At 42.0% G+C, this 26,409-nt stretch carries 31 protein-coding genes, 1 pseudogene and 1 riboswitch; of the genes and pseudogenes, 9 read left to right on the top strand and 23 right to left on the bottom strand.

Annotated features, from left to right (window positions below):
- Positions 1–100: 100 nt before the first annotated feature.
- Complete coding sequence (gene tsf / locus TOL9009_RS0129890) at positions 101–1,042, bottom strand: translation elongation factor Ts (RefSeq protein ID WP_029637122.1); 942 nt, start codon at positions 1,040–1,042, stop codon at positions 101–103.
- A 191-nt stretch (positions 1,043–1,233) separates the two neighbouring features.
- The gene (rpsB, locus tag TOL9009_RS0129885; protein ID WP_029637121.1) at positions 1,234–2,031 is read right to left on the bottom strand and encodes a 30S ribosomal protein S2; all 798 of its coding nucleotides are present in this window, start codon (positions 2,029–2,031) and stop codon (positions 1,234–1,236) included.
- A 258-nt stretch (positions 2,032–2,289) separates the two neighbouring features.
- Here rpsB and TOL9009_RS50235 point away from each other — a divergent pair, with 258 nt between their 5' ends.
- Complete coding sequence (locus tag TOL9009_RS50235; RefSeq protein WP_029637120.1) at positions 2,290–3,702, top strand: GAF domain-containing sensor histidine kinase; 1,413 nt, start codon at positions 2,290–2,292, stop codon at positions 3,700–3,702.
- A gap of 208 nt (positions 3,703–3,910) precedes the next feature.
- Here TOL9009_RS50235 and TOL9009_RS0129875 read toward each other — a convergent pair whose 3' ends face one another.
- The 4 genes from TOL9009_RS0129875 to TOL9009_RS0129865 form a co-directional block, all read right to left on the bottom strand.
- Positions 3,911–4,861: a glycosyltransferase family 2 protein gene (locus tag TOL9009_RS0129875; RefSeq protein WP_398345574.1), complete on the bottom strand. Its 951-nt coding sequence runs from the start codon at positions 4,859–4,861 to the stop codon at positions 3,911–3,913.
- A gap of 278 nt (positions 4,862–5,139) precedes the next feature.
- Positions 5,140–5,823, bottom strand: a complete 684-nt coding sequence (locus tag TOL9009_RS0129870; protein ID WP_038298065.1) for a PEP-CTERM sorting domain-containing protein — start codon at positions 5,821–5,823, stop codon at positions 5,140–5,142.
- Positions 5,824–6,082: 259 nt separating this feature from the next.
- Complete coding sequence (locus TOL9009_RS47965; protein WP_186227723.1) at positions 6,083–6,238, bottom strand: hypothetical protein; 156 nt, start codon at positions 6,236–6,238, stop codon at positions 6,083–6,085.
- Between the two features lie 375 nt (positions 6,239–6,613).
- Positions 6,614–9,802 (bottom strand): AAA-like domain-containing protein, encoded by a 3,189-nt coding sequence (locus TOL9009_RS0129865; RefSeq protein ID WP_029637117.1) that lies wholly within the window; start codon positions 9,800–9,802, stop codon positions 6,614–6,616.
- Between the two features lie 289 nt (positions 9,803–10,091).
- Here TOL9009_RS0129865 and rpmF point away from each other — a divergent pair, with 289 nt between their 5' ends.
- Both rpmF and TOL9009_RS0129855 read left to right on the top strand, forming a co-directional pair.
- Entirely contained in the window at positions 10,092–10,265 is a 174-nt protein-coding gene (rpmF, locus tag TOL9009_RS0129860; protein ID WP_029637116.1) for a 50S ribosomal protein L32, read from the top strand.
- Positions 10,266–10,422: 157 nt separating this feature from the next.
- Positions 10,423–11,019 carry a sulfite oxidase-like oxidoreductase gene (locus TOL9009_RS0129855; RefSeq protein ID WP_029637115.1) on the top strand — a complete coding sequence of 199 codons (597 nt, stop codon included), beginning with the start codon at positions 10,423–10,425 and terminating at the stop codon, positions 11,017–11,019.
- A gap of 77 nt (positions 11,020–11,096) precedes the next feature.
- Here the strand turns inward: TOL9009_RS0129855 and TOL9009_RS0129850 are convergent, their stop codons facing one another.
- Together TOL9009_RS0129850 and TOL9009_RS0129845 are read right to left on the bottom strand one after the other, a co-directional pair.
- Positions 11,097–12,473, bottom strand: a complete 1,377-nt coding sequence (locus TOL9009_RS0129850) for an aldehyde dehydrogenase (RefSeq protein ID WP_029637114.1) — start codon at positions 12,471–12,473, stop codon at positions 11,097–11,099.
- Between the two features lie 161 nt (positions 12,474–12,634).
- Positions 12,635–13,714, bottom strand: a complete 1,080-nt coding sequence (locus TOL9009_RS0129845; RefSeq protein ID WP_029637113.1) for an ATP-binding response regulator — start codon at positions 13,712–13,714, stop codon at positions 12,635–12,637.
- Between the two features lie 204 nt (positions 13,715–13,918).
- A riboswitch (adenosylcobalamin-variant (AdoCbl-variant) riboswitch) is annotated at positions 13,919–14,009 on the top strand.
- Positions 14,010–14,067: 58 nt separating this feature from the next.
- On the opposite strand from TOL9009_RS0129845, the gene cobG reads away from it, so the two are divergent.
- The 3 genes from cobG to TOL9009_RS0129830 are packed head-to-tail and all read left to right on the top strand — an operon-like array spanning position 14,068 to position 16,907.
- Complete coding sequence (cobG, locus tag TOL9009_RS40950) at positions 14,068–15,576, top strand: precorrin-3B synthase (RefSeq protein WP_051503150.1); 1,509 nt, start codon at positions 14,068–14,070, stop codon at positions 15,574–15,576.
- 3 nt (positions 15,577–15,579) lie between these two features.
- Positions 15,580–16,206, top strand: coding sequence for a precorrin-8X methylmutase (locus TOL9009_RS46365; RefSeq protein WP_029637112.1), 627 nt, complete (start codon positions 15,580–15,582; stop codon positions 16,204–16,206).
- A 2-nt stretch (positions 16,207–16,208) separates the two neighbouring features.
- Positions 16,209–16,907, top strand: coding sequence for a precorrin-2 C(20)-methyltransferase (locus TOL9009_RS0129830; protein WP_029637111.1), 699 nt, complete (start codon positions 16,209–16,211; stop codon positions 16,905–16,907).
- Between the two features lie 57 nt (positions 16,908–16,964).
- Here the strand turns inward: TOL9009_RS0129830 and TOL9009_RS0129825 are convergent, their stop codons facing one another.
- From TOL9009_RS0129825 to TOL9009_RS40945, 4 genes are all read right to left on the bottom strand, one after another.
- Positions 16,965–17,270: a P-II family nitrogen regulator gene (locus tag TOL9009_RS0129825; RefSeq protein WP_029637110.1), complete on the bottom strand. Its 306-nt coding sequence runs from the start codon at positions 17,268–17,270 to the stop codon at positions 16,965–16,967.
- Positions 17,271–17,434: 164 nt separating this feature from the next.
- Entirely contained in the window at positions 17,435–17,740 is a 306-nt protein-coding gene (locus TOL9009_RS0129820; RefSeq protein WP_029637109.1) for an RNA recognition motif domain-containing protein, read from the bottom strand.
- Positions 17,741–18,009: 269 nt separating this feature from the next.
- The gene (locus tag TOL9009_RS0129815) at positions 18,010–18,189 is read right to left on the bottom strand and encodes a high light inducible protein (RefSeq protein WP_029637108.1); all 180 of its coding nucleotides are present in this window, start codon (positions 18,187–18,189) and stop codon (positions 18,010–18,012) included.
- A 276-nt stretch (positions 18,190–18,465) separates the two neighbouring features.
- Complete coding sequence (locus TOL9009_RS40945) at positions 18,466–18,753, bottom strand: hypothetical protein (protein WP_144238413.1); 288 nt, start codon at positions 18,751–18,753, stop codon at positions 18,466–18,468.
- Between the two features lie 305 nt (positions 18,754–19,058).
- On the opposite strand from TOL9009_RS40945, the pseudogene TOL9009_RS40940 reads away from it, so the two are divergent.
- Positions 19,059–19,292 (top strand): annotated as a pseudogene (locus TOL9009_RS40940) (hypothetical protein); the annotation flags it as partial.
- Between the two features lie 159 nt (positions 19,293–19,451).
- Here the strand turns inward: TOL9009_RS40940 and TOL9009_RS0129800 are convergent.
- The 11 genes from TOL9009_RS0129800 to TOL9009_RS0129755 form a co-directional block, all read right to left on the bottom strand.
- On the bottom strand, positions 19,452–20,660 hold the full coding sequence (locus tag TOL9009_RS0129800; protein ID WP_029637107.1) for an IS110 family transposase: 1,209 nt from the start codon (positions 20,658–20,660) through the stop codon (positions 19,452–19,454).
- Between the two features lie 295 nt (positions 20,661–20,955).
- A complete protein-coding gene (locus TOL9009_RS0129795; protein ID WP_029637106.1) occupies positions 20,956–21,360 on the bottom strand; it encodes a hypothetical protein in 405 nt (134 codons plus the stop codon).
- A gap of 65 nt (positions 21,361–21,425) precedes the next feature.
- Complete coding sequence (locus tag TOL9009_RS0129790; protein WP_029637105.1) at positions 21,426–21,650, bottom strand: hypothetical protein; 225 nt, start codon at positions 21,648–21,650, stop codon at positions 21,426–21,428.
- 8 nt (positions 21,651–21,658) lie between these two features.
- Positions 21,659–21,856 (bottom strand): hypothetical protein, encoded by a 198-nt coding sequence (locus TOL9009_RS0129785; RefSeq protein ID WP_029637104.1) that lies wholly within the window; start codon positions 21,854–21,856, stop codon positions 21,659–21,661.
- Positions 21,857–21,964: 108 nt separating this feature from the next.
- Positions 21,965–23,125, bottom strand: coding sequence for a P-loop NTPase family protein (locus TOL9009_RS0129780; RefSeq protein WP_029637103.1), 1,161 nt, complete (start codon positions 23,123–23,125; stop codon positions 21,965–21,967).
- Positions 23,115–23,270 (bottom strand): hypothetical protein, encoded by a 156-nt coding sequence (locus TOL9009_RS47960; protein WP_186227722.1) that lies wholly within the window; start codon positions 23,268–23,270, stop codon positions 23,115–23,117. The genes TOL9009_RS0129780 and TOL9009_RS47960 overlap by 11 nt, the downstream gene beginning before the upstream one ends.
- On the bottom strand, positions 23,267–23,473 hold the full coding sequence (locus TOL9009_RS40935) for a hypothetical protein (RefSeq protein WP_038298062.1): 207 nt from the start codon (positions 23,471–23,473) through the stop codon (positions 23,267–23,269). The genes TOL9009_RS47960 and TOL9009_RS40935 overlap by 4 nt, the downstream gene beginning before the upstream one ends.
- Complete coding sequence (locus TOL9009_RS0129765) at positions 23,466–23,678, bottom strand: hypothetical protein (protein ID WP_029637102.1); 213 nt, start codon at positions 23,676–23,678, stop codon at positions 23,466–23,468. The genes TOL9009_RS40935 and TOL9009_RS0129765 overlap by 8 nt, the downstream gene beginning before the upstream one ends.
- A gap of 19 nt (positions 23,679–23,697) precedes the next feature.
- Positions 23,698–23,820 (bottom strand): hypothetical protein, encoded by a 123-nt coding sequence (locus tag TOL9009_RS49785; protein ID WP_260675994.1) that lies wholly within the window; start codon positions 23,818–23,820, stop codon positions 23,698–23,700.
- A complete protein-coding gene (locus TOL9009_RS0129760) occupies positions 23,817–24,167 on the bottom strand; it encodes a hypothetical protein (RefSeq protein WP_029637101.1) in 351 nt (116 codons plus the stop codon). The genes TOL9009_RS49785 and TOL9009_RS0129760 overlap by 4 nt, the downstream gene beginning before the upstream one ends.
- A gap of 20 nt (positions 24,168–24,187) precedes the next feature.
- Complete coding sequence (locus tag TOL9009_RS0129755) at positions 24,188–24,478, bottom strand: hypothetical protein (protein ID WP_029637100.1); 291 nt, start codon at positions 24,476–24,478, stop codon at positions 24,188–24,190.
- Between the two features lie 305 nt (positions 24,479–24,783).
- Here TOL9009_RS0129755 and TOL9009_RS50925 point away from each other — a divergent pair, with 305 nt between their 5' ends.
- Both TOL9009_RS50925 and TOL9009_RS42380 read left to right on the top strand, forming a co-directional pair.
- A complete protein-coding gene (locus TOL9009_RS50925) occupies positions 24,784–25,128 on the top strand; it encodes a hypothetical protein (RefSeq protein WP_029637099.1) in 345 nt (114 codons plus the stop codon).
- A 172-nt stretch (positions 25,129–25,300) separates the two neighbouring features.
- Positions 25,301–26,188 (top strand): hypothetical protein, encoded by an 888-nt coding sequence (locus TOL9009_RS42380; protein ID WP_029637098.1) that lies wholly within the window; start codon positions 25,301–25,303, stop codon positions 26,186–26,188.
- The last annotated feature ends 221 nt before the right edge of the window (positions 26,189–26,409 follow it).

The raw sequence follows: 26,409 nt of genomic DNA, 5'->3' as shown, positions 1-26,409 counted from the left end.
AACCCTTGTAGAGACGTAGCAGTGCTACGTCTCTACCTCTTTTCTGGAGATGTCTATTGACCAATGCCCAATGCGCCATGCCCAATGACCAATGACTAATTTACTTAGTGCCCATTTGTGCGGCTACTTCTTCAGCAAAGTTGCTTTCTTGCTTTTCAATGCCTTCACCGAGCACATAGCGAACAAAGCGACGCACTTCGATATCTTCGCCTACTTGAGTCTTGACTTGCTTTACCAAGTCTTCGACAGAAATACTTTGGTCGCGAATGTAAGGCTGATCCATCAAAGCCATTTCTTTCAGGCGTTTTTCAATTCGTCCCTGAACAATCTTTTCTTTGATGTTTTCTGGCTTGTTACCCAAGTCATCGCGTCCCATTTCGATGTCTTTTTCTTTTTGGGCAACTTCTGGGGGGACTTCGCTAACGTTGACATACTCAACGTTGGGACAAGCAGCAACTTGCATGGCGATATTTCGTACCAAGCTTTGAAACTCTTCTCGACCGGACGGTGCATCAGTTTTGCTGTTCAGTTCAACCAATACGCCGACACGACCGCCAGTGTGAATGTAGCTGTCTATGATGCCTTGTGTGCCTTCAATAGTAAACTTGACGAAGCGACGCACTTGCATATTTTCGCCTAGTTTGGCGATCGCTTGCTTGATGAATTCTTCGACCGTCACACTTTTATCTTCAATGTAAGGTTGAGCCAGCAAAGACTCAACGTCCTCAGCGCTTGCTGCTTGCTGCGCTAAGTTCTTAACAAGAGTTTTAAAAGCCTCGTTACGGGCGACAAAATCTGTTTGGCAGTTGACTTCTAATAGTACACCAACCCGACCACCTGGTTGAATATAAGTGTCTACTAGACCTTCTGCCGCGATGCGATCGCTTTTTTTACCCGCCGTAGCGATGCCTTTTTGTCGCAACCAATCGATGGATTTTTCCATATCTCCATCGTTTTCTTTCAACGCCTTTTTGCAGTCCATCATGCCTGCACCGGTTTTTTGGCGTAATTCTTGGACGACTTTTGCAGATATTTCCGCCATGTTGCCTCAATTCCTACAAGACTTACAGTTGTAATCGCTCACGGGTGTTTAGTATTTCTATCTTACTCGGCGCAGGGATCGAAAATCCCTACGCTCTTGCGGGAAAAATCCGTCTTCAGAGGGTGGGTAAACCCCACCCCTACATGCACGGGGGGCAAAACCCGCCCGTAGATGGCACGAAAAACCCGCTTCTACGATTGTTCTTCCTCTTCGTCGGGAATTACTGAGTCAGTATACTCGGTTTCGTCGTACTCTTCGTCATACTCGCCACCGTCGTAATCTTCATCTTCGTATTCTCCATCCAACTGACCGTGACGACCTTCATAAATGGCATCTGCCAATTTACCGACTATCAGCTTAATAGACCTGATCGCATCATCATTTGCTGGAATCGGAATATCAACTACATCTGGGTCACAGTTTGTATCCAACATGGACACAATCGGAATCGAGAGTTTTTGGCATTCTTGAACTGCGTTATACTCACGCTTTTGATCGACAATTACCACAATATCTGGCACTTTCCGCATTGATTTAATGCCGCCCAAATATTTCTGGAGCTTTGCCATTTCCCGACGCAGCATCGAAGCTTCTTTTTTTGGCAATAAATCCAAAGCTCCGTTTTCTTCGCGACGTTCCAAATCTTTGAGTCGATCTACCCGTGTTTTGATTGTCGTCCAGTTAGTCAGCATTCCGCCTAACCAGCGTTGGTTGATGTAATGTGAACCACAACGAGCTGCTTCTTGAGCAATTATTCCGGCTGCTTGGCGTTTGGTGCCGACAAAAAGGAATTTTTTGCCTTGTTCGGCTTGCGATCGCATGTAGCTGTAAGCATCTTCCATCAACTGTGCTGTTTGCACCAAGTCGATGATATGTACTCCATTACGAGAAGTGTAAATGTAAGGAGACATTTTCGGGTTCCAACGTCGGGTCTGATGCCCAAAGTGAACCCCAGACTCCATCATCTGAGCCAATGAAACAACTGGCATATATTTTTAGCTCCTATTCGGGTTAATCCTCCATCCAGGCGTATTTCCCTAATTGGAAACACCCGAATTCCCAGATGTGCGAGATTAGACAACCCTACTAGCATATCACAAAAAATTGCCAATTTTTAAATCAAAAGCTCTCAAATTACGTGTTTGTGCTATTTTTCTTTACAGGCAATCAAAGTAAGCTCAGTGTTTAAGTAAGATAATATTAAGAATTATATTGATTGTATGTATAACATACTACCCAGGCAGGAAATGAAACAACCACCATTGCCTGCAAATGAGCAGGACAGGCTTAAGGCATTAGAACGATATCAAATTCTTGATACCGATCCTGAATCAGCATTCGATGATTTGACTGCTTTAGCGGCTTATATTTGTGGCACTCCCATCGCTTTAATTAGTCTACTCGACAATCATCGGCAATGGTTTAAATCAAAAGTTGGCGTAGAAGCAACAGAAACTCCCAAGGAATTAGGATTCTGCATTCATGCTATATGTCAGCCAAATAAAATGCTGATTGTGCCAAATATGCTAGAAGATGAGCGTTTTGCTACGAATCCGCTGGTGACAGCCGATCCCAAAATTCGATTTTATGCTGGTGCATCCTTGATTACACCTGATGGTTTTGCTTTGGGCACAATTTGCGTTCTTGACCGCGAACCACGAAAGCTCAACCCAGAAGAGATTGCAGCTTTACAATCTCTTAGTCGTCAAGTCATCAGCCAGATGGAACTAAGAATTAATATAACCAAATTAAAACAAAATATTAGTAAGCGAGTGCAAGTAGAACAAAATCTACGCGGTACTAATCAGCGGTTAGCCCAGATTTTAAATAAGTTGCGGCAAACTCAAGTCCAACTAATTCAAAGTGAAAAAATGTCCAGCTTGGGTCATTTAGTTGCTGGTATAGCTCACGAAATTAATAATCCTGTCAATTTTATTTATGGTAATCTCAGTCACGTCAATACTTACGTCAGTGACTTATTGAATCTGCTAACTCTTTATCAAAAACACTACCCAAATCCAAATGATGAAATTCAACGTGAAGCAAAAACAATAGATGTAGGTTTTTTAGTAGAAGATTTGTCAAATATTTTATCTTCTATGGAAATCGGTACTGAGCGTATCCAAGAAATTGTTTTGTCTTTACGCAACTTTTCTCGGTTAGGTGAATCAGAAAAGAAACTTGTCAATCTGCATGAAGGAATTGAGAACACGATGTTAATTTTGCGGCATCGACTTCAGGCTACAGCAGAGCATCCTGAGATTCAAATTATTAAACAATATGGTGATATTCCCCAGGTAGAATGCTATGCATCACAACTGAATCAAGTATTTATGAACATCTTGAGCAATGCTATAGATGCTGTGGAAGAATCAGTTGTAAAAACACAAAATCCAAAGCCCAAAATTAGAATTATTACTGAAATTTCTCGTCCTAATTATGTGGTAGTAAAAATTGCTGATAATGGTGCGGGTATTCCCGAAAAAATCCAAGCACACGTATTTGACCCGTTTTTCACTAGTAAACCAGTGGGAAAGGGTATAGGTTTAGGTCTTTCAATCAGCTATCAAATTGTGGTTGATAAGCATGGTGGTACACTCAAATATAAAACAAAACCGAATAATGGCACTGAATTTTGGATTGAAATTCCTGTTAAGTAAGTTGGTTGATGGTTGTTAGTTGTTAGTAGATGGTTGTTGGTTGTTGGTTGTTAGTAGATGGTTGTTGGTTGTTGGTTGTTGGTTGTTGGTTGTTGGTTGTTAGTAGATGGTTTAGCACTATCCACTATCCACTATCCACTATCCACTATCCACCAACCATTAACCACTAACCACTAACCACCATCCACTATCCACTATCCACTATCCACTATCCACTAACATTTTTGGGCTGAAGTTCAGCGTAAGCTGCATAAACTCCTTTGACGTTATACCAATTGAGAAAAATTCGGGCTATTTCTAAAGCTAATTGAGGTTTACCGGAATTAATTAGCCATTGCAAAAAGGGCGCCATTGTGCGTTCGTTTAGTGTGCCGTTGAGTGAGAGAATTCCCCAAAGTAAGCGATGCAACCAAGTCATTTGAATCATCATTCGCACTTCCCAAGTTGGATGCTTTTGATAAAATAAAACTCCCATACGTCCACGTTGAATTTCTTTATCAATTAAGTTCTTAATTTGCTGTAAGTTAAATGGTGGATGCCAATGATAGCCAACGGCTTCTGGACATTTAATCAGCTTTAAACCTAGTTCTTTAAGTCTGACGCCTAATTCTAAGTCTTCCCAGCCATAGAGTTGAAAGCGAGTGTCAAAGAGTCCAGCTTTTTCTAACCAATGTTTGGGAATGGCAACATTACCTGTAGCAAAAAATGCAGCGGAAAAATCGGTGATTTTATAAGGTTCAGCGGTGGGGTTGTCAAAATTGCAAGTGTTAATCACTGCACCGTAAGTAAAGAAGCGATCGCTTCCTAATTTCTCTTGTCCTTCTATTAATGCAGTCTCATGAGCTTGCAAAAAATTATCAAGTACTACTAAATCACTATCAATAAAGATAATTATATCACCTTTTGCCTGTTCTACTCCTAAATTGCGAGCAGCAGCGGGTCCTGCATGGTTTTGTTGAAAAACTCGCACATGAGGAAACTCGCTTTGGTTTGCTTCCAACCATGACAATGTGCTATCAGTAGAACCATCATCTACCAAGACAACTTCGTAGTCAGTACTGAGTTTCTGCAATTCTAAGGCTTTGAGGCACTTTTCTAAAATCGGCTGGCGATTGTAAGTTGGAATAACAACGCTAAAAAACACAACTAAACCCACAATACTATGTATCCATCTCCAGGATAGGACATCAGCGGCTGTGAGACTGTTCCTTATTCGATATGTGGATTTTAAACCGCAGATAAACGCCGATAATTAATAGCACTCGTTACCGGACGACTTACAATCGGGTGGGTAACGCTCATGACCACGAAGGACATGAGCGGTGAGGAATATAGCGGTTCTCGTTTGAATCAAGTACAGATTTATCTGCGTCCATCTGCGTTCATCTGCGGTTCCCTAATTCTTTGATGTATTGCACCCAACTGAAAACCGCTATATTAACTGAATGTATGTTTATTCCGGTGCCGACGCAGCAGTAAACCTGTACCAATTACACCTATACCGACTAAAGTTGTTGTGGTTGTTGGTTCGGGAACTTTCTTAGGAGTTTGCACAAAGAATTTCAACGTTGCCTCACCTACCACAGGAGTTCCTGGAGGTGCAGTAGGATCGAGGTTGTCTTGCTGGGTAAAGGTTATTTTGCCGCTTGCTTGGTCGAAGATGCCGGTTCCCCCAGTTAAAGTTATTGTCCCACCACCCATGACTGTGTTGTTTGCAAAGTTAATTGTAGCCATATCGTTCGCCGTGCCAAACAATTTATTAGGAGAGTTCTTGTCAGCGTTAAAATATACGTCTCCTAATATATTTTGGTTTTGTAAGCCAAACGCGGTTGGATCTGCATTAAATTGAAACTTTTGGCTTGTCGGGGTAGACTCTACTAATTTTCCATATGTATTACTTTCAAAGTTAGTCAACCCGTAAAGAGCGTCTTTACTTTCACCTGTGATGGTTGCTCTGAAGATACCTTCACCTAAGTCTGTTCTGGGTTGAAGCGAAAATAATGTTTTGTATGTTACATCAAAGTTAGTGGTAGTTTGAGCGATCGCACTTTTTACATTTGATGCCAAACCAACTAAAGTTAAGGCTACTGGAATAAGCCATGCAATACGTGAACGAAGCATAATTTACCTGACTTTACATCTATATATACTTAGTAAAAATATTAACAGGTAAAGTTTGATGAAGAGAATGTCTAAATTAAATATAATTATGATTTATTTTTCGGAAAATCCAAGTACTATTACCTAAAGAATGTAATAAAGCTGTACACATGCGATCGCTTATACGTTCAAGCCCTGTTTATCACTTTAGAATTTTCACATAACACATAACGTTCTATTAGAAAAATTAAAGGCTTCGTTACTAAAGCTTAAGTTTTGCTTATAACATCGTGACTTTGATTACCAACATCGTGACTTTGGTTATTAACATCGTGACTTTGATTACTAACATCGTGACTTTGGTTACTAACATCGTGACTTTGGTTATTAACATCGTGACTTTGATTACTAACATCGTGACTTTGATTACTAACATCGTGACTTTGATTACTAACGTCGAGACTTTGGTTACTAACGTCGAGACTTTGGTTACTAACGTCGAGGCTGTGGTTACGATATAAGAATAAAATACTGTGTTGTGTGATCGCCTACTTGATAATGAAAGTGCGATCGCGAAGTGACTCTGAAAGAGTATCGCTCCCCCACTCCTGATAACTTCCGCCATCTCAGTAAGCCACAAGAACCGCCCAGAGTTAAAACTCCGGGCTAATAGTTCAAGTCCACTTAAGTGGACTAAAACTCTTACTCAGTCGTCTTTAGACGACTTTAGCTATTAGCCGTGGAATTTATTCCTCGGCGGGTTGTTGCAACTGATGCAAGATGTCCAACTCCCCCTGCTCCCCTACTCCCCCTACAACTTCTCTAACACCTCTGGTGTAAAGGGATTATTGCCGGCTTGCAAATCTTTAACCCAAGCTTCCCGTTGTTTCTTCTTCTCAGCGTCGTCAGTTGATTCGATAAATACCTGAAAGTCCTCAATTGCACCTTTAAAATTACCAGTTAGCGCTCTCGCTAAACCGCGACTATCGCGGATATCAGCATCATTAGGTGCAAGTTTCACAGCTTTTTCACAAGCATCGTTAATTACATTCTTGACATAACCTTGTAAGCTAGCTTGCCGGCAGAAACTATTCTCAGATTTAGCTAGGTTTTCTTTTGTTGGTTTGAAGTTTTCAATTCTTTTATAAACTGCAAGCGCTTTGCTATATTCATCCTGCTTTAATTGGTCTTTGGCTTGGTCAATTAAACCGGCTATGTAAAAGTCTTGGGCTACTTTTTCGGGATTATTTTGGACACCATCAATGTCTGGATTGATATCTACCTTGGGTTGGATTCGTTGTGCTTGTTTCAACTTGGCAACTGCATCATTAATATCACCTTGTCTGGCAAGTTGTTTGCCTTGATCAACAAATCCTTTGCTAGTAAAGTCTTTGGCAACAGCTTGGATGTTAGTTTGCACCCCATCGGTATTATATGGGTCGAGGTCAACTTTGGCATCTAGTTTCTGTGCTTGTTTAAACTTGGCAACTGCACCATCAAAATTACCTTGTGTGGCTAAGTCTTTACCTTGTTGAACTAAGGCTTGACTGAAAAGTTTTTTGGCAACAGCTTGGGGGTTAGTTTGCACACCTTCTGTATTATCATCAAGGTCAATTTTGGCGTTTAGTTGCTGTGCTTGTTTCAACTTGGCTGTTGCACCGTCAACATCACCTTTATCTGCTATTTCTCTGGCTTGTTGAACTAAAGCTTGACTGACAAGTTCTTTGGCAACTTTTTCGGGATCGTTCTGCACACCATCGGTATCTGTGTCGAAGTCAATTTTGGCGTTTAATTGCTTTGCTTGTTTAAACTTAATTATTGCACCATCAAAATCGCCTTCATTGGCTAACTTTCTACCTTCAACCTCCAAGCGGAGAGAATCAGTTTTGACTTGCGGATTAATGTCTAATTTAGAGTTCCATTTTTTAGCTGTTTTGAACTTGGCAAGGGCATCTTCAAAATTACCATTTCTGGCGGAAGTTTCTCCGGCTGTCACCATGACTGGGGTTGCTGCCAATAAAATATCGGAATTTTGTTGTTGACAAAATGTCAGTGGTTCTAAATCCTCTGGATGGGTAATCAGATAACCTTTGAGCTTCTGACAACTTCGTGAAAGTAAATTATCTAAATCGAAGTACCAAATTTTGATCGTCTTGTCCCAACTTCCAGAAGCAATAGTTTTGCCATCACTGCTAAATGCGACGCTACTTACAAAGAAGGAATGTCCCTCCAAGGTATTTTTTTCTTGAATCTCCGCTAAAATCTCTTGGATGCTGAGTATAGGACTCAAAGCAGAGTAATCGACAATCGAGGGCTTTTCTTTCACCAAATTTTTGAGAGTTTGCCCAGCTTTCATTGCCAAAACTAAACTTTGAACGCTTTCATATTTATTCGATTTAAACCGTTCTAAGGCAGAATTACCCTCACGTTCAACTTCACCAGCAGTGAAAGCGTTTTGTGTAGCTTTTTCTGCCACTTGTCTAGCTTGTTCTGCCACTGTCGCTACTCCTACCGCTCCCAGCAGCGACACTCCCAAAATCGCAGCACCAATATAAGTTTGTCGTCGTGTTTTTTGTTGCGCTTGCGCTAAACGCTGATTTGCTTGTCTCTCTTCTTCTAAAGCGATTTCTGCTTTCTGTCGTGCATCAGCTAATATTTGCTTTGCTTGTCTTTCCGCATCCAAGGCAATTTGCACTTCTTGCCGGTCTAACTGCTGACTAGCAGCTAAAAATTGATAATCCAAATCGCTTAAACTTTTGCCCACAGTCCATGTCTGGGCATCTCGCAATGTTTGCCCCCGCAACAAACGCGATTCATCTTGACAACCGGAATCGAACCACGCTGTTAACGCTTGTGCATAGGGACGCAGTTTGGCAAATGCTTCATCAACCCAACTTTGATTAAAAACCGATGCGTAAATGCGGTTAGAAACCTTTAATACCTGCTCCTTCACAACCAACCCGGAAAGCCGCAATTCCATTTGCTCGGAACTGTCATCACCCGCAACTTCACCGCGTTGCAATATTTGCTGATATAATCCCAACAATCTGCCAGCACGCTGCTGATTTTGTAAAAGGCGATCGCGTATCGTCCTTAAATGCTCCGGTTCATCCTGGGATTCCCAATATTTGATAACATGCGATCGGACTAACTCTTCAATTTGGGATTCGACGGAGAAGACGCGATTAATCGCGTCTCTACAAGGGATGGGATTAATCGCGTCTCTACCGACCAATTTACAAATCTTCTGCGTGAGAAACGGTTGTCCACCAGTCCAAGCTAAAATCTCTCGCAGCACAGCTTGGGGATTACTAACCCCCACAAACCCATCAGCTAATGTTGTAGCTTCGTCGAATTGAAAACCCGTGAGTGCGATCGCTCTACCAATATTAAACGGCGTCCGCTTTTTATCTGCAATCAAATCTGAAGGTGTCGCTACCCCAAACAGCGCAAAAGTAATCCGCTTATACTCTGGGTTATCGGCACGCAAGTTATAGCAACTTCTAATTAAAGCAAAAAAGTCATCTATGGAAAAACTCAAACTGAGAATACTATCAATCTCATCCACAAAGATGACAATTTGTCCAGAAATCTCCACCAACAAGACATCTTCGATAAACTTGCCCAATCGCTGCACCGGAGAAAGTAAACCGTGACTTTCCCACCAGCTATCCAAATTAAACTTATTGTATAAATACAAACTGCCAACTATACAATCAATCACCCCCGCATACCATTGCTCAGGTGTGATATCCCAAGTCCCAATCATCGTAATATCAATAGCCGCACAAGCAACACCCTCATCTTGCAAGCGTTGCATAGTTCGCACCCGCAAGCTAGATTTGCCCATCTGTCGCGAGTTCAGCACATAACAAAACTCAGCCGCCTTCAAACCTCTGTATAAATCCTTATCAGCCTGCCGCGTCACGTAAGTAGGAGCATCAGCCGGTAGACTTCCCCCTACTTGATATTCATACTTTGGCTGGGGTGCTGGTATCATTGCTTAACCTTTAAGCGATCGCATCTGAAAATTTATAACCTGTTATCTTATTTTCACTTAAACTATTATGCTTATATCTCGCACTCTTAAGCGCAGAACCCCACCCCTTAATCCCCTCCCCGCAAGCGGGGAGGGGAGACAAAGCACAGCTTTGACGGGGTGGGGTGCAGTGACTATGGGAATCATAACTAAATATATGAGGACAATATTTGTGCAAGTCAATTACTAACTGAATGACAATTGATCGCTTAGAATAATAAGGTTGTCAAAAGTTGCGATATCTGCTGTCATGGCTGTTCCTAAGAAGAAAACATCGAAATCCAAAAGAGATAAACGTAAAGCTACCTGGAAGCACAAAGCTGTAATTGAAGCCCAGAAAGCTCTTTCGTTAGGCAAATCGATTTTGTCTGGACGTTCTACATTTGTCTATCCAAGTGCTGAAGAAGAGGAAGAAGAGGAATAATTTCTTTTTAATGTAGTGACGGCTACCCTGCGGGAACGCTTTGCGAACAGCACTCAAAAGCTTTGCTATGAGCGGTAAACCGCTCACTACGAATTAAGAGTACATTTTATATTTACGCTGACTTAGTTAACTTCAGAAAACTTATTATTCTTTAATTATGCTAGGTAAATTTTTTCAGAAACCACCAAAAGAAGAAAGCGAACGCGTTCCTCAAGGACAATATTTAACTAAGGGGTTCCCTGTCTTAACCTACGGTGCAACACCGAAAATTAACAAAGATGAATGGGAATTAAAAGTTTGGGGTTTGGCAAAACCTGCTACTTTTAACTGGTCTGATTTTATGGCATTGCCCCAACACGAATTCACCGCAGACTTTCACTGTGTAACACGTTGGTCAAAACTCGATGTCAAGTGGACTGGGATTAAAGTTACAGATTTTATGAAGCTGATTGAGGTAGATCCGAAAGCTGCTCACATTATGGAACACAGCTTCGGTGGCTACACTACTAATATTGCAATAGAAGACTTTGTGCGCGAAGAAAACTTCTTTGCTTTTAAAGTATTTGATGAAGATTTGTCAACAGAACATGGTGGACCAATGCGGTTAGTTGTTCCTCATCTTTACGCTTGGAAAAGTGCTAAATGGATTAATGGTTTAGAATTTTTAGAGCGCGAAGAACTCGGTTTTTGGGAACGTAATGGTTATCACCGACGTGGGGAACCTTGGGCTGAAGAACGTTATAGCAGCTTTTAATGGGGACTGGGGACTGGGGACTGGGGACTAGAAAAAGAATTATTCCCAATGCCCAATGCCCAATGCCCAATTCCCTATTACCCAATCATTCGCTTTAGTAAGGATAATTTATCTTTGTATGGAGGGTATAACCATTTAACATCTATTAGGAAAGGCTTGTATAACACGCTTTTGTAATGTGAAAATGTGTCAAAACTAGCTTTGCCGTGATAGTTACCAATACCGCTTTCACCTACACCACCAAATGGTAAAGATGAGACACCAACTTGGATGACTGTGTGATTGATACACACTCCTCCGGATGAAGTTTGCTGACATACTTGCTTTTGGAGGTTTTTGTTTTGGGAAAATAGATATAAAGCTAGGGGTTTTGGTCGAGAATTAATTAAAGCGATCGCTTCACTAATATCTGTGTATTCAATCACAGGCAAAATAGGTCCAAAAATCTCCTCTTGCATCACCGCATCTGTTAAGGAAACTTGATCAATTACCGTCGGGGCAATATAAAACTCTGAAGAATTACTTTCTCCACCAACTAATATTTTACCATCTTTTAATAAGTTAACCAACCTGTCAAAGTGTTTTTGATGAATAATTCTGGCATAATCAGGACTCGTTGCCGGATTATCACCATAAAATTCTTTGAGACATTTTTGGATACCAGCTAACAAATTAGCTTTGATTTTTTTATCAACTAAAAGATAGTCAGGTGCAATACAAGTTTGTCCTGCGTTGAGAAATTTGCCCCAAGTAATACGTCTGGCAGTTTGTTCCAGATTGATGTCAGAATCAACAATGCAAGGGCTTTTACCACCTAATTCTAAAGTAACTGGTGTGAGGTGTTTTGCCGCAGCTTCCATGACTATTTTACCGACTGCTGTGCCACCAGTAAAAAAGATATGGTCAAACTTTTCTGCTAATAATTGTTGACTTATTTCTACACCTCCTTCTAACACTGCTATATAAGCCGGATCGAAAGATTTGCAAATAATTTGTGCTAAAACACCAGAAGTATGAGGTGCGAGTTCTGAAGGTTTGAGAATTGCACAATTGCCGGCTGCGATCGCACCCACCAATGGTGAGATAATTAATTGCAATGGATAGTTCCAAGGAGCAATAATCAAAACTACTCCCAGCGGTTCAGGATAAATTCGTGCCGATGCCGGGAAAAACTCAAGAGAAACTGGTGCTTTCTTAGGCTTAATCCAATTTTTAATATCTTTGATTGCCGAATCAACTTCCTTATATACTAAAACTTCTGTTGCATAAGCCTCAAATTCTGGTTTCTTTAAATCTGCTTGCAGTGCTTCGATAATAAGTTGTGTATGCTCAATTATTGCTTCTTTGAGAGTTTTTAATTGGGCAATGCGAAAATCAATACTTTTGGTTTCTCCTGTTTGAAAAAACTTGCGTTGTTTGCTGATAATCTCAGCGATAGATAAGTTAGTAAGCATGTTTTTGTCCTAAAATACCAAATATTTGAGTTAATTTTTAAAGGCAGAGGTTCGCGGAGTCGGAATTATATTTGATAAAATTGGAATGCTCCCATTTTTATCTGCGTTTATCTGCGTTTATCTGCGGTTAATTATTGATTTTTGCTAATTAATGCAACATTCTACTGTTTCACGGGTAAATTTACAATAAATACACTACCTTTTCCAAATTCCGAATTGACCCCAATAGTTCCTTGATGTGCTTCAACAATTCGACGAGAAAGATAAAGTCCTAAACCACTACCAGAACTTTTGTGACTTCCTTGGCGAAAGCGTTCAAATAAGGTAACTTGTTCTTCACTGGGAATACCTGAACCTGTATCTGCTACTTCAATGGTAACAATTTCAGCTTGAGAAGTTAAGCGGATGGTAATTGAACCGATGTCGGTAAATTTGATCGCATTGCCTAGAAGGTTGGTGAATAAACGATGTAATTCTAAGCGATCGCCTATCACTTTAGTGGTTAATTCCTCAGTGAAATCTAGATTTATAGAAAGTGATTTGGCTTGCGCTAAAGGTGTTAGTTCTCCAGCAACTTCTTCTAATAGCGATCGCACATTAACTGGTTGAAACGCCAAAGTTTTGCGACCGGCTTCAAAGCGGTAAACTTCTAATAAGGTATTCACCATCGCTAGCAGGTTGGTATTACTGCGAGCCATGATGGTGATAACTTCTTCCATTTGTGCTGATAAATTTCCCAAAGCACCTTGCCCAAACAGCATCAATATTCGATCTGCTGCAACTAAAGGGGTACGTAAGTCGTGAGTGAGACGGGAGACAAAATCTTCTCGCTGTTTTGCTATTTCGTCACGTTCGTCTATGCTGTGTTTGAGTCGCAGAAGCGATCGCACTCGCGCTAATAATTCATCCACCGTTACAGGTTTGCGGATAAAATCATCAGCACCCAAATCTAATCCTTGAGCAACATTTGGTGCGTCATGTGCTGTAATTAGCAGAATCGGGATATATGGCAATTGCGTATTGCCACGCACACGCTTTGTAACTTCGTACCCATCCATTCCCGGCATCATCAAATCTAATAATACCAAGTCACAAGCAGATGTTTCAATTTGGGCGATCGCTGAAGCACCATTTGCGGCTGTGGTAACTGTGTAACCTTCTTCCTCCAAAATGGTTTTGATTAAAAATATGTTATCGGGAGAATCGTCTACAACGAGAATTTTGTCAGATTGCGAACTCATATCAATATATAGGCTAGACAGAAAGCTCTTTATTTTGGCTTTCTAGGCGATCGCTATTTTATATTTTTCCCTAGGTTTATAACCGAATAGCACAAAGTTAACAATTCAGTTATAATTTCGTAGGATAAACCCGGACAAACCATGTCATCCTCTTCCGGTAAGTAATTTTCCAAGACATTATATAACTGACGAACGTGGTATGCTAGATAAGCTTAAAGTTAGGAAACTCCGGTGCAATTCCGGGACTGTGCCGCAGCTGTAAAAGGTTTACCTAAGTCAGAATGCTAACTCATAGCGGTGTCTAAGAGGCACTTACATTCTCTATTCCCTGCGTTGCACGGGGAGTTACTGCCATGTCATGTCCAACCCTCGAACCGACCATAGATTTTTTACCCGTATGTCCAGGTTTATTTTACGCTACCCCCGCACGAGATGGAATTCTTTCTCGGATTCGGATTCCTGGGGGAATTATCAATAGTCAACAAGGACATGCGATCGCAGAATTTGCAGAAAGCTTTGCTGAAGGATATGTTCATATAACCAATCGAGCAAATTTACAAATCCGCAAAATTCAAGGTATTACTCCAGAAGTTCTCACAAGGTTGCAAAAAGTTGGACTTGCAGCAACTTTAACAGAGGTCGATCATCTCCGCAATATTATGGCGAGTCCGACAGCGGGAATTGATTCGTTAGAGTTGATTGATACGCGTCCTTTGGTGAGAGAATTAGATGCATACATCTGCGGACATCCAGAATTAAAAGGATTATCACCCAAGTTTAGTGTAGCCTTTGATGGGGGTGGGGCAGTATCGATATGTGAGCATAAGAATGAAATTGTGTTTCGAGCGATCGCTATTTCGGGGGACTGGGGACTGGGGACTAGGGACTGGGGAATTTCTCAAGAAAGATTCGTTGAAAACAATATTTACTTTCAGCTTATACTAGGCGATGCAACAAATATCTTACTCAAACCGAAAGAATGTTTAACTGTGGTGATAGCGATCGCCCAAGTTTATCTAGATAATGTAGATGAAACTTTGCCTCGCAAACCCCGTTTGAAACACCTCTTGCAAGATAAAGGTGTCGAATGGTATTTACAACAAGCTGAACGCTATCTTCCTTTTTCTTTATTAAAGCGGTCAAAATCAACTTTAGATCAAAGTATAAATCCCCAAAAATATCATCATCTGGGAGTTCATCCCCAGCGACAGGCAGGATTTTCCTATATTGGAATTATCTTACCCTTAGGACAACTTCTAACCAAGCAATTACACTCTTTAACAGATTTAGCACAGACATATGGCTCTGGTTCCCTCAGATTAACACCTTGGCAAAACTTATTAATTTCCGATATTCCTCACTCAAGCATTCCCCACGTCAAAGATGAAATTGAACGCTTGGGTTTACATTATCAAGCAAATCACATTCAAAGTTCTCTCGTAGCTTGCACAGGTAAAACAGGCTGTGCATCTTCAGCTACCGATACCAAAGGACAAGCTTTAGCTTTAGCAGATTATTTAAATAAGCATATCACCTTAGATGTACCTGTAAAAATTCACTTTAGCGGTTGCGCGAAATCCTGCGCTTATCATGGCACAAGTGACATTACTTTATGGGGTACTTTAGTTGAAAAGGATGAAACATTAGTTGAAGGTTATCACATCTACGTGGGCGATAAAGAGCAACCATTTGGGCGTGAGTTATACACTAACGTCTGTGTTGCTGAACTGCCTCATCGGATTTTACAGATGTTGCAAGTATACCAGATTAAGCGTGCCGAGTTTGATGAATCTTTGGGAGAATTTACCAATCGATACACAATTGCCAAGTTGCGGCAATTATTTGATGAGGAAGGGGAATAGCCGATGATAGATTATATACGTGATGGTGATGAAATTTATCGGCGCTCTTTCGCGATTATTCGGTCAGAGGCAAATTTAAACAGCTTATCTGCCGATTTGGTATCTGTGGCGGTGCGTTTGATTCATACTTGCGGTATGACTGATATTATCACAGATTTAGCCGCTTCAGTCGATGCCGTAGCCGCAGGACGAGCAGCATTAATCGCAGGAAAGCCGATTTTATGCGATTCGCAAATGGTAGCAGAAGGCATCACCCGCAAGCGATTACCAGCAGAAAATCCTGTAACTTGTACGCTTCATCATCCAGAAGTACCAGCTTTAGCAGTAAAAGTCGGAAATACACGTTCAGCAGCAGCGATGGAAATGTGGTATCCACATATGGAAAATGCAGTAATTGCTATAGGTAATGCACCAACGGCACTTTTTCGGTTACTAGAAATGCTTGATGCTGGAGCGCCTAAACCAGCGGTAATTCTTGGTTTTCCCGTTGGTTTTGTCGGTGCCGCAGAATCAAAAGCAGCTTTGGCTGAAGATAGTCGTGGCGTGCCTTTTATTACTATACATGGTCGGCGCGGTGGAAGTGCAATGGCAGCAGCCGCCGTGAATGCGATCGCTAAGGAGGAACAATAATTATGGTAAAATCTGGTTGTCTGTATGGTGTTGGTGTTGGTCCTGGCGATCCAGAATTGATCACGTTAAAGGCATTGCGGCTTTTGCGGACTACCCCTGTATTGGCTTATCCAATGTCCTTTGGTAAAAGCCTTGCTCGCTCAATTGTCGCCGAATATCTGCCTGAAGGTCAAATTGAGATACCCATGCTCTTTCCCTTCAAAATTGACGAGTCTGCCCAACCTCATTATGATAGTGCTGCCGAAAAACTTGCTTATTATCTCAGCGCTGGACAAGATGTAGTTGTGCTGTGTGAAGGCGACCCGTTTTTTTACGGTACATTTATGTATCTTTATACTCGTCTTTCAGAACGATTTTCTACGGAAGTAGTTCCCGGTGTATCGTCTGTGATGGCGAGTGCATCGGCTTTAGGCGTACCCCTGACTTATCGCAACGATGCTTTTATGGTGTTATCAGCGATACTTCCGTCTGAAGAACTATTGCCGAAGTTAGCAGTTGCCGATGCTGCTGTCATCATTAAGCTGGGTAAACACTTTACAAAAGTTTATGACGTGCTGAAACAATTAGGATTAGCTGATAGAGCAAGATTTATTGAAAAAGCCACAATGCCGAATCAGCGAATTGTACCGTTGAGCGAAGTTGATCCAACTACGGTGCCATATTTTTCATTGATTATGATACCAAGTCAATGGCAACCATAATTTTGCATCTGTGAGAAGAGCGATCGCTCTTCTTATGTCCCCAGTCAGGAAGGTTCATTAATAAAAGGCTTCTACATTATGCCGGAAAGCGATCAAGGCGTGCTTGCCTTGCTCCTCTTTCAGTGCCGAAAAAATAGCATCAGATACTTCTAATGATACAATGATCTTGATTTCAATATTAGTGTTGTAACCTGCTAAGTCTGACAAGCGTCTTCCGTGACCACCCTCACCCTGTACTTGACTAATGGTATAGCCGCTTACATTATGGCTTTTCAGCAAATGGACAACACGGTCTTTCAGCACTGTTTCACCAATGATGGTGATTAAGACAGCGGGTTCGAGGGGACTGGCTAAGTTTGACATGAAGAACTCCAGAGAATAAATTTTGGCTATCTTTAGATTAAGTTTTCGCCGTGTAGTCCAAATTTTTGTATTAAAAAGGCTCAAGCAGAAACACTTGAGCCGCTTTAAATTCAATTAATTTGGTGGACTAATCGGTTAGCTTAAAAAGCTAAATACTATAAAGCTTAATAGCGGTTGTTACGTCCGCTGCTGTTTCCGCGATTACCACCACCAAAGGAACCTCTATCTTCTTTAGGTTTAGCCTTATTAACTTTGAGGTCACGTCCCATCCACTCAGCACCATCAAGAGCATCAATGGCTGCTGTTTCTTCATCATCTGTACCCATTTCCACAAAACCAAAGCCACGCAAACGACCTGTTTCACGGTCGGTAGGTAGCTGAACTCGCTTTACAGAACCGTATTCTGCAAAAACTGCATTCAAACTATCTTCTGTAACTTCATAAGAAAGATTGCCTACGTAAACTGACATAGATTGTCTCCGAAATTGTAAGTGTGTAAAGATTTAAATTTCGGAGAAAAGTCTGTGAATACCAAAAGGAAAAAGCCTGTCAATACTAAAAACAAACGCGACTGCCGAATTAACTCTCACCTAAGAGTATAACACAGCGGTGATGTATAAGGGGGAAGTTGGAAAAGTTATTATAAAAAGTAATATTAAATTGATAGCTAATAATCAATGCTCGGTTCTGGGTGAACCGAGCAGAATCAATTGAAGGCGAAAAAGCCTACATCAATAATTTATACGATACCCCAGAAATGGAGGAAGCCTTGACCAGAAAGGACTTCAATTAAAATGATAGATACAAAACCAATCATTGCAAAGCGACCGTTCCAATTTTCGCTTTGAGGAGTGAAACCAAAACGCACAGCATTAGGGTTATCTGAAACAGGAGGGTTAGAATTATTGAAACCTGTCATAAGTAAAACTCCAAAGTCAAAGTGTTGTAATTGCAACTGTCTGTAAAGTAATGTAACAGATTTTTACAAAAATGCAATACTTGAGTGAGGGGAAAAAGTTAATGCCTTAACTTTTTCCTGATGATTTTTGTAGTTTGCAATACTTTTCCCCATGACCAATCTTGCCAGTAGGCTGCTTGAGTATAATATTTTATTATATTTAAGCAGAGGCTTGGTTTGTGTAGCGATACCCTAGAAGGGTATTGCGGCAAAATTGGGATGCTCCCGGTGCAAACCCTAAGGTAACTCTGATTTGCCTTCATGAACGTTAATACCGCGACTTTCATTATCAATACCGCGACTTTCATTATCAATACCGCGACTTTCATCATCAATACCGCGATATTCATTATCTAAATCGCGACTTTCATTATCCAAATCGCGATATTCATTATCTAAATCGCGACTTTCATTATCCAAATCGCGATATTCATTATCTAAATCGCGACTTTCATTATCCAAATCGCGACTTTCATTATCCAAATCGCGACTTTCATTATCTAAATCGCGACTTTTGTCACTCATATTATGTCCGGTCAAACAGCCATAATAAAAGAACCCCTCCCCAACCCTCCCCGCCTGCGGGGAGGGTGCCACAGGCGGGTGGGGTTCTTCATGAATTATGGGTAAGCTACCGGACATGATATCACCGCAAGTTAAAGCGATTGATTGGCAATAAAACTAAGTGCAGAAGGTTAAATAAGAGAAATTACCCAGATTGACGCAGTGAATTTGTTTAACATAATACAGATAATCAATAATTTTACTCAACCAGAAAATAGTTTGATTAGGTCAAAATAGCTCTTAATCCCCCTCTAAGGAATATATTTATGCCTCGTCAAAAACGCACATCCCGTGTTATCGAAAAAGCTGAATTCAGATCCGCTGGACTGAAAGCGATTGATTCAAGCATGGATTTTGGTGATAATTGCAATTTGCAAAACCTGGCTCAATCAATTGAGCAGTTACGCACTATGATTGATGCTTATAATGCCGCTCTAGCTATGATTGACTCTTCTAAAACTAAAATTGATGAGATGGAAAAAACCTTGAGTAATCTTTCACTCTAGTCAATTTGGGTGTACACAAACGGATATTTACAATACAAGGTATTTATGTTTGGTATTCTCCACCTGTAACGTCCTAGGGGATGTCCCTTTAAAACGCCTTTGTGTTTATCCACAACCACATACCAACTTCTAAATTCCGTCTTGGAAGGATGCTTAAGTAGTGTAATCATTTAGTTGTTTAACCAATTCCCTAAACAGTAACTTAGCAGCCTTGGCGGAGATGCGCGATCGCACTAATCGAACCGGACGACCGGCAGCTTTTTCAGCATCCAACTGAGCACCCAATGTTGCACCAATCTCATTGTCAAGACGGCAGCGCTTCACCTCGATGCGGGTAAAAACCCACTGCCAGAAGGCGATACGGCATAAATCGGAACCACCGACAATCTTGATTTTACTCTTGTCGCCGGACGCTTCCATTGAGGGAGCAAGCCCTAAAGACTTCTGAAAGCGCCGTAGTGAAAGGTAGCGTTTAGTAGGCTTTCCCGACTTTCGACCCTTGCGAATCCTCACTTCTGGCTTACCGTCAGCGCCGAAGTAAGCTTCAATTGGGTAAATTTGGCTGAGGATAATTGACTCCAGGCGCACACCGAAACCAAAAGTTTTGAAAACCTCGCGGTATGCAGTAAATTTAGAGTCACCCAAAAGCTGGTGCAATTCCACCTCGATGCTGTGTTCTTCTCGCTGCAAGTCGCATAATCTGCGAGCGTGATGCCGAACTGTCGAGGTAATGCCCAATCCAATAGAGCTAGAGCGCAAAGCATCATATTTATTACTTTTACGCTCACCACACAACCAACCCCACAGCAATGGCACATCACCATCAATCGCCCTAACAGATTTAACATGTGCGATTTCTGGAAACTGCCACGCCAAATCTTGACGCAAGCGATTAATAATTGGGCTTTGTACCCGATTGAGATGAGCCAGTCGCAGTACTAATTCTCTAATGCGGGTTGTGGTGAAGTCGCGAATTTGGACAAAGCGCCTGGGGGAGTCGCAATAATCAAAGTAGTAACAAGCCAAGGCTAGGGCGTCCGCGTCATCATCTTTATCGGGTAAATTTAAATGGTGTTCCCGGTAATTTCTCATTTCTTTGTGTCCCACAAGTCGCACCTCAACCCCGGAACGGGCAAGGTGCGTACCCCACAATCTGCTGTAATTAACTCCGGTCGGTTCCATAATTGCAATGTCCGGTTTTAGCGCCAACAGTGCTTTTATCCCCTCGCTGTTGGCGCTAAACAATTTAAACGGACATTCGTAATAAAATTGACGTGGGTCACTTGGCTTACTTTCGAGTAAACATGCAGAAACTGAGGACTTGCTAACATCAAGTCCCAAAATTCTTTTATTTTGTTGCATTGGGTGTGGTTGTTTGTGGAACCGATATTCCTCGTTATTAGAGCCTGCGAATCACCCAAAGGCGCGTAGCCTAACTCACTCTCAAGGCTGTGTCCGAGTTGGCGCTCTGACACTACGAGGGGAAACTGCTTTATAGTGCAGCAACTGAGCTTATGAAAGATTAAAAGCTATGAGCTTGATTCAGACAAAAAGCCCTAAGTTGCTGCACCATACACAGGCGAATTGATTTGGACTCGATCCGCGACTCCCCTGGAGGGGAGTTTCGCCGGTGAGTTAAGCCGGCTCATCAGGCGGGTTAATAATCGTCGTCGTCTTCATCTTCGTCCTCGTCTTCATCTTCAAATCCTGTAACAGCTTCAGACTCTACGGTTACAGCTTCAAGCAAGTTGCGAAACTGAGGCATTGATGGGGCTTCTGGGTTTAAGCCTTGAGCTTTTAAGAAACTGGCTGTTGCGTCCCACTCTTTGCGTAGTTTCTCCAATTTTTCTTCTAATCTTTCGCATTCACGGGCGTATTGTCTCGCATTGTCGTAGAATTGTTGTGCTGTTGGTCCGACGATTTTGATTACTCTTTCTCTCAAATGGCTGACAACGGATTCAACAGTTTCAATTTCGTCCAACTCAACAGAAAAGCCGATTCTTTCATTGTTGTAACTACCAGTTGAAATTAAAAAATGTGCGTGTAGTCGTTTGATTTTCATAACTTAAAATTCCTAACCGCAATTGGTGCAAGTTTCGATCGGTAAACCATTTTCATCAAATTTCCTCATAATTCTTGGCTAATTTGTACATAGCTATTAATCATTTTTTCGCGTTGATTGGGTGTCATTTGTTTGTATTGTTCATCTGCCTTGTCGAACAAATATTCCATCCAATCGCTTAATTCTCTGTTGGTCATTTGTGCTAGTAGTTGACAGGCAATGCCTGTCAGCAAGGAATTAGTTAAAAATTCCTCTTTGTCCATGACAACAAACTCGTTTTCTAGTTTCATAAACTAAGCTAAAATCCCTCTGGTAGTTCACTTTCTTCATCCTTGACTACAGGCGGGTAAAGTTGCGCCCAAACAAAGCTTCTCAATTTCTCTCCAGCCATGTGAGGGTCTTCACCTTCGCTAATGATCGCCATCGCTTCAAAAGTCTCCGATTGAAAATTCCCCAGGTTTTTAATTCGCTTGTAAGTGATAGTTTCGATTTTCATGGTGGTGATAAGATACGTGTGTCTGAGGAAAGTCAAAACGCGATCGCCTAAAAGCACAATCTGAAGTGCGATCGCCTACGGCGGGTCTTCGACCATCGCGTCAAAATCTTACCCAAATTCGCGGCGCAGTTTCTCCAAGACGGTTTTACCTTCGGAGTAACGCTTTCCGGTGTAACCGAGAATCTCGGTAACGATCGCACTATCAGATTTTTCAGCACCAAAGCGCTGAATTATCCGCCAAAGTAGCTCATCATTGCTCGAACAATTTACCCCAAAATCGGCTCCAGGAGCGGTTTTGAGGGCATTTTCTGCCCCTTTTTTGTCTTGGATCACGTTGTCACTGTTTGGTGGTAGCATGGTTGAACTATACCGGGATGTTGCTGACTTCATTTCCCTGTAAGCCGGCAGTTTACACGGACTATCGTCAAGCAAGCAATGCGAACGGTCTTGTTTTAACCAATCAACAAGAGCGTTATTTTTCAAGCTTTTAGCGTGTGCTTGAGCTTTTTTACCAAGTCTGATTCTGTAAAAAGCATCTGCTAAGTCAGATTTACCCTCCAGTCCCCAAGCTGCAACCCGGTCATACTGCGAGAGTAAGACCGTAAACCGTCGCGCTTTGCGTCCCCTCCTAGCGTGACGCTCTAGCCATTCTCCAGATGAGGCGACTTTGGAAACCAATTCCGGGTACTCTTCAACGATAATTACCCGTTCCGTACCCTCTAACGCACCGTCACCGCGTTCGTTGCGGGTCTTCATTTGGTTGGATAAATCCTCTAAATCTTCCAACATCCCCCGCTCGATAGCCGCCCAATTTTCACCTTTCCCAATCACCTCAAGTCCTAACCAGTCGGTTGGCGTTCCCTCGCATTCGTATACTTTGACACGTCCGCCGACACTGTAAGCGAAGTATTGGGCGATGGTACTTTTCCCCGTCCCCATTTCCCCAATCACCATAACTTGTTTGCCTTCAGTGGCTGCAACGATGTCGGTGATGATGTCAAACTCTTCTGTGACGGTCGTTGCAGACACATCAATGATGTTTTGGACGGATGCACCCATGTAGGGCAGTTGGTCATACACCTTCAATAATTGCAGTGTAGTTTGTTTTGTCATTTCCGCTACATTGATTGTCACCTTACAGACGACTGTCACGCCGTATAAGCCAAACAGCCAGCCTGATAACACTACCCTCCCGGTTCCCCAAAGTGCATATTTTGCAATTTCTTTGGGGGATGGGAGCCGCATCGGTACCCAGTAATTATCTGCCATAAAGTACCCCGTCCTTAAAGCTTTGAAAGTCGTTACGGCACTGTGAAAGTGCTGCCTGTAACTCATTGTTTTGACCGTGAAACCAGGTTGCAGTGACAAACACTGCCACTCCCAAAAACATTAGTGTCGAGTCGCCGTCTTTCATTCAGCTCTCCCCCTAGATTGCAAGTAGGGCAAGACTTGTTTGATAACTGCCTGGTCTTCAGCCGTGCGTCCCAAGTCGGGTTTCCCAGCTTCGTCGCTGGCGATGATGACGGCAGCTTTATAGGTCAAATCTTCGGGTACACCGCTTTCTTCGCAGGCTCTTAAGGTTGCACCGTAAAGGTTTGGGTTAAAAGGTTTACTCATCGTTGCCCCCTTTACACTTGCCTTTACACTTGACTGCATCCAGGATAATTGTCCGTTGTTCTTCTGTAAGGTTGGCGTTACCGTTGCAAGGCACGGCTTTTAATTCTAAATGAGTCCCCAGGCGGTAAAGAGCATCGTTTTCAGCTTCTGTTGAGGTGGCGGACTCGTAAAACTTGATTTGTCTTTCGACGTACTTATCTGGCATTATTGGATTGCTCCTTATTTTATTTGGGGTCAAAACCCAGCTTCCGCGTTAAGGCTGCTGAGTTTTGGTTTTCACATTTTGGAAAGGCGATCGCGTTAACAGCTAATCTGCGCGATCGCTTTTTCATGGATGCTGATTTCAAAATGCTGGTCTTTCATAGTGGTTTGAGAAGGAAACACGATAACAACGCCCACCGCCGACCATCAAAACCTCGCGGTCTGATAATCGAACAGCTTTCGAGCGACAGACTTTCATCAGCGGAAAGGAACCATCTGGTGAGAGGCTAAAAATTTCGTAGTTTTTTAAAGAGCTCCATTCGACTGGGGTCTTATCCGAAAGTCCGTTATAAGTGACTGTTGTCATGTCACTAGCACTTGTTGCACCGGGTAATGAGGGCAGATGACGGCGCTGTTTGTTGTCTTTATTGGCTTTATTCCCATTGTTTTCATGGGTTTTAATGCCGTTGCGGTTGGTTTCTACTGTTTCCATAGTTGGGTTTTAGCGTGGCTTTAAGGGCGATAAAAGTCTTCTGACTTGAGTGGTAATAAAGTCTGAAAGTGCCGTACAGTGGACTGTTCAGCCTCATGAATCAGAGTGTTGATTATCGATTGCATGAGTTTTAGGCGTTGATAATCGGTCAAAGATTCGCAGTAATCCAGTACATTGTCGGGAAGATCGTAAATCTCGTTTTCGATGTCGCAAAGGTCATCATTGGGGTAAATCATTCTGCGTGTAAGCAGTTCGACCGCCACCAGCAGATGGTCGCGATCCAATATTCGTATCAGTTCCTGGTTGTTCATTCCTCAATTGGGTGGGGTTGTTCGGGCGCAGATTTTATGTGACTTATCTCTGACTTATCTCTGACTTATCTCTGACTTACCTCTTTTTATGTGACGCTCATGTGACTGACTGCACTCTCATCTCAACTGCTGGCAGGTCTTTTACTTGCACTACTTGGCTAGCAGGCTGCCATCTCTGCTTGGTTGCGGTTGGTGGCGAGAGTGTTGCACTGGATATCTGAAAATCCAATAATCATAGTATTGCATATCTGGATATACTGGTCAATAATGGATTTCTGGATATGCAATAATCGAGGTGTTGAACGATGGAAGTGAAAAATGGCAGAAAGAGGACGTCCCAGATCGGGGAGAGAAGTGAAGGGAGTGAGCTTGAAAGTCAACCCAGAAGCATGGGAGCTTTTCCAGCAGTTAGCTCAGGCAATGGGTCTTTCGAGATCGGAGCTAGTAGAAAAGATAGCAACGAATCAAATACCGTTATTACAGGAAAACACCCAGTTGACGAAATCACTGGGAAATTTGTCAGCCAGCTAATCGACGAGACGGAAAAGCAGCTGGCTTATTATGAAGATCAAGCGGAATTACTGAAAACTCGACTAGAAGAACTAAGACGAATTCCTGAAAATCTTTTAGACCTGGAACATACAGAATAAAGCCGTCCTGCCTCATGAGGCAGGACGGCTTTTTGATGGGTGCGACGCCGTGTTTTGTGCGATCGCGTCCAATGTCCAATGTCCAATGACCAATAACTAAAAAGCCACCCACGACTTAGCAGAACTGGGTGACTTTTGAAGCTATCTAAAATAAAATCGATTCCCCTTAATTATGCCATTTAATAGCAACAAAAATGTCTCTCGTGTGACAGATTGGACACCCAAACACGACGAATTTTGTTTAGAACATCACCTTACCCCCTCCGCTAAACTTCTCTGGCAATGGCTTGTATATGGCGGTGAAAACAAAGAACTAGAGCCTGATTTGCACGAAGAATTTAACAAATGGGTAGGTAAGAAAAGAGGTAAAGCCTTCGACCCTAAAACCTTAAAAACTGCCATCAAGCAGTTAGATGATTGGGGCGTAATCAATATAGTGCGTAAGTTTAGTTGGAAAGTATACAGGCTTTACGTGCGTCCCTTAGAGTGGTTAACCCCTAGGAAAAAACCCCGATATTCGGAACGATTTTCCAATTTAGACCCCTCAAATAGTATCTCAGTCGAAAAGGAGGTTAACAACAACAACATTATTCCTTCTTCTTTATCAGAGGAGGAAAAAAAGAGGCTTTCTATAATCAAGCTTTGCGAACAATACGGCTACAAAGATTATCCCAAAGCAATTTTTACCTATTCAGTCGAAGAAATTAAATCGATGCTGGATAATTGGTCTAAAGAAGATTACGAAGAATTGGAGCGGCAACATTCGATACTTCATCTTTGTGCTGAGTATGGAATTTATTTCAACCCTGCCAATAAAAACACTCAAGAGTTGTTCTTACACGATTTAGAGGAAGAGATTAAGCCTGCTTTAAAGTACTTTGTTAAAAAAGGTGGTCATGAGACCAATTCCAAGGGCGAACCAAAAATACCTCGTCCTAACGGCTTTTTAATCTCCTGTTTACGTGAAGAGTGGTGGCAGGAACAACATTATGGGATGGCTGCATTCCTACTTTCCATGCGTGACTTTTTACCAAAACGCGTACCTAGAGATTACGAATAAGAATTCTATTTACGTTTGGGAACTATTAATAGAACCTTTTCAACCCAAACGGGAATAAAAAAGCTGCTCAGTCACAAGCAGCTCAAATTTCAAAAACCTCGAATTATAAATTATGCACCAACCATCAGAACAATTGGCATTGTTCACCTTTGAACCTAGCCAGAATGATTCGCTAACCATTCCTAGACGTTGGCAGAAAAGTTACAAGGCTTGGCGCGGTG

Source organism: [Scytonema hofmanni] UTEX 2349 (assembly GCF_000582685.1).
Classification (GTDB): Bacteria; Cyanobacteriota; Cyanobacteriia; order Cyanobacteriales; family Nostocaceae; genus Hassallia; species Hassallia hofmanni.
This window is presented reverse-complemented; position numbering and strand designations above follow the sequence as displayed.

What these genes read in the sequence shown, in the direction of transcription:
- TOL9009_RS0129825 (WP_029637110.1), bottom strand. Translation starts at nt 17,270, where the DNA reads ATGTCAAACTTAGCCAGTCCCCTCGAACCCGCTGTCTTAATCACCATC.
- TOL9009_RS40935 (WP_038298062.1), bottom strand. Translation starts at nt 23,473, where the DNA reads ATGAGTAAACCTTTTAACCCAAACCTTTACGGTGCAACCTTAAGAGCC.
- TOL9009_RS0129850 (WP_029637114.1), bottom strand. Translation starts at nt 12,473, where the DNA reads ATGCTTACTAACTTATCTATCGCTGAGATTATCAGCAAACAACGCAAG.
- TOL9009_RS47965 (WP_186227723.1), bottom strand. Translation starts at nt 6,238, where the DNA reads ATGTTAGTAATCAAAGTCACGATGTTAGTAATCAAAGTCACGATGTTA.
- rpsB (WP_029637121.1), bottom strand. Translation starts at nt 2,031, where the DNA reads ATGCCAGTTGTTTCATTGGCTCAGATGATGGAGTCTGGGGTTCACTTT.
- TOL9009_RS47960 (WP_186227722.1), bottom strand. Translation starts at nt 23,270, where the DNA reads ATGAAAGACGGCGACTCGACACTAATGTTTTTGGGAGTGGCAGTGTTT.
- TOL9009_RS50925 (WP_029637099.1), top strand. Translation starts at nt 24,784, where the DNA reads ATGGAAGTGAAAAATGGCAGAAAGAGGACGTCCCAGATCGGGGAGAGA.
- TOL9009_RS40945 (WP_144238413.1), bottom strand. Translation starts at nt 18,753, where the DNA reads ATGAGTGACAAAAGTCGCGATTTAGATAATGAAAGTCGCGATTTGGAT.
- TOL9009_RS42380 (WP_029637098.1), top strand. Translation starts at nt 25,301, where the DNA reads ATGCCATTTAATAGCAACAAAAATGTCTCTCGTGTGACAGATTGGACA.
- TOL9009_RS0129870 (WP_038298065.1), bottom strand. Translation starts at nt 5,823, where the DNA reads ATGCTTCGTTCACGTATTGCATGGCTTATTCCAGTAGCCTTAACTTTA.
- TOL9009_RS0129830 (WP_029637111.1), top strand. Translation starts at nt 16,209, where the DNA reads ATGGTAAAATCTGGTTGTCTGTATGGTGTTGGTGTTGGTCCTGGCGAT.
- tsf (WP_029637122.1), bottom strand. Translation starts at nt 1,042, where the DNA reads ATGGCGGAAATATCTGCAAAAGTCGTCCAAGAATTACGCCAAAAAACC.
- TOL9009_RS0129755 (WP_029637100.1), bottom strand. Translation starts at nt 24,478, where the DNA reads ATGAACAACCAGGAACTGATACGAATATTGGATCGCGACCATCTGCTG.
- TOL9009_RS0129845 (WP_029637113.1), bottom strand. Translation starts at nt 13,714, where the DNA reads ATGAGTTCGCAATCTGACAAAATTCTCGTTGTAGACGATTCTCCCGAT.
- TOL9009_RS0129800 (WP_029637107.1), bottom strand. Translation starts at nt 20,660, where the DNA reads ATGCAACAAAATAAAAGAATTTTGGGACTTGATGTTAGCAAGTCCTCA.
- cobG (WP_051503150.1), top strand. Translation starts at nt 14,068, where the DNA reads ATGTCATGTCCAACCCTCGAACCGACCATAGATTTTTTACCCGTATGT.
- TOL9009_RS0129820 (WP_029637109.1), bottom strand. Translation starts at nt 17,740, where the DNA reads ATGTCAGTTTACGTAGGCAATCTTTCTTATGAAGTTACAGAAGATAGT.
- TOL9009_RS0129815 (WP_029637108.1), bottom strand. Translation starts at nt 18,189, where the DNA reads ATGACAGGTTTCAATAATTCTAACCCTCCTGTTTCAGATAACCCTAAT.
- TOL9009_RS0129790 (WP_029637105.1), bottom strand. Translation starts at nt 21,650, where the DNA reads ATGAAACTAGAAAACGAGTTTGTTGTCATGGACAAAGAGGAATTTTTA.
- TOL9009_RS46365 (WP_029637112.1), top strand. Translation starts at nt 15,580, where the DNA reads ATGATAGATTATATACGTGATGGTGATGAAATTTATCGGCGCTCTTTC.
- TOL9009_RS0129855 (WP_029637115.1), top strand. Translation starts at nt 10,423, where the DNA reads ATGCTAGGTAAATTTTTTCAGAAACCACCAAAAGAAGAAAGCGAACGC.
- TOL9009_RS50235 (WP_029637120.1), top strand. Translation starts at nt 2,290, where the DNA reads ATGAAACAACCACCATTGCCTGCAAATGAGCAGGACAGGCTTAAGGCA.
- rpmF (WP_029637116.1), top strand. Translation starts at nt 10,092, where the DNA reads ATGGCTGTTCCTAAGAAGAAAACATCGAAATCCAAAAGAGATAAACGT.
- TOL9009_RS0129795 (WP_029637106.1), bottom strand. Translation starts at nt 21,360, where the DNA reads ATGAAAATCAAACGACTACACGCACATTTTTTAATTTCAACTGGTAGT.
- TOL9009_RS0129765 (WP_029637102.1), bottom strand. Translation starts at nt 23,678, where the DNA reads ATGCCAGATAAGTACGTCGAAAGACAAATCAAGTTTTACGAGTCCGCC.
- TOL9009_RS0129865 (WP_029637117.1), bottom strand. Translation starts at nt 9,802, where the DNA reads ATGATACCAGCACCCCAGCCAAAGTATGAATATCAAGTAGGGGGAAGT.
- TOL9009_RS0129780 (WP_029637103.1), bottom strand. Translation starts at nt 23,125, where the DNA reads ATGGCAGATAATTACTGGGTACCGATGCGGCTCCCATCCCCCAAAGAA.
- TOL9009_RS0129785 (WP_029637104.1), bottom strand. Translation starts at nt 21,856, where the DNA reads ATGAAAATCGAAACTATCACTTACAAGCGAATTAAAAACCTGGGGAAT.
- TOL9009_RS0129760 (WP_029637101.1), bottom strand. Translation starts at nt 24,167, where the DNA reads ATGGAAACAGTAGAAACCAACCGCAACGGCATTAAAACCCATGAAAAC.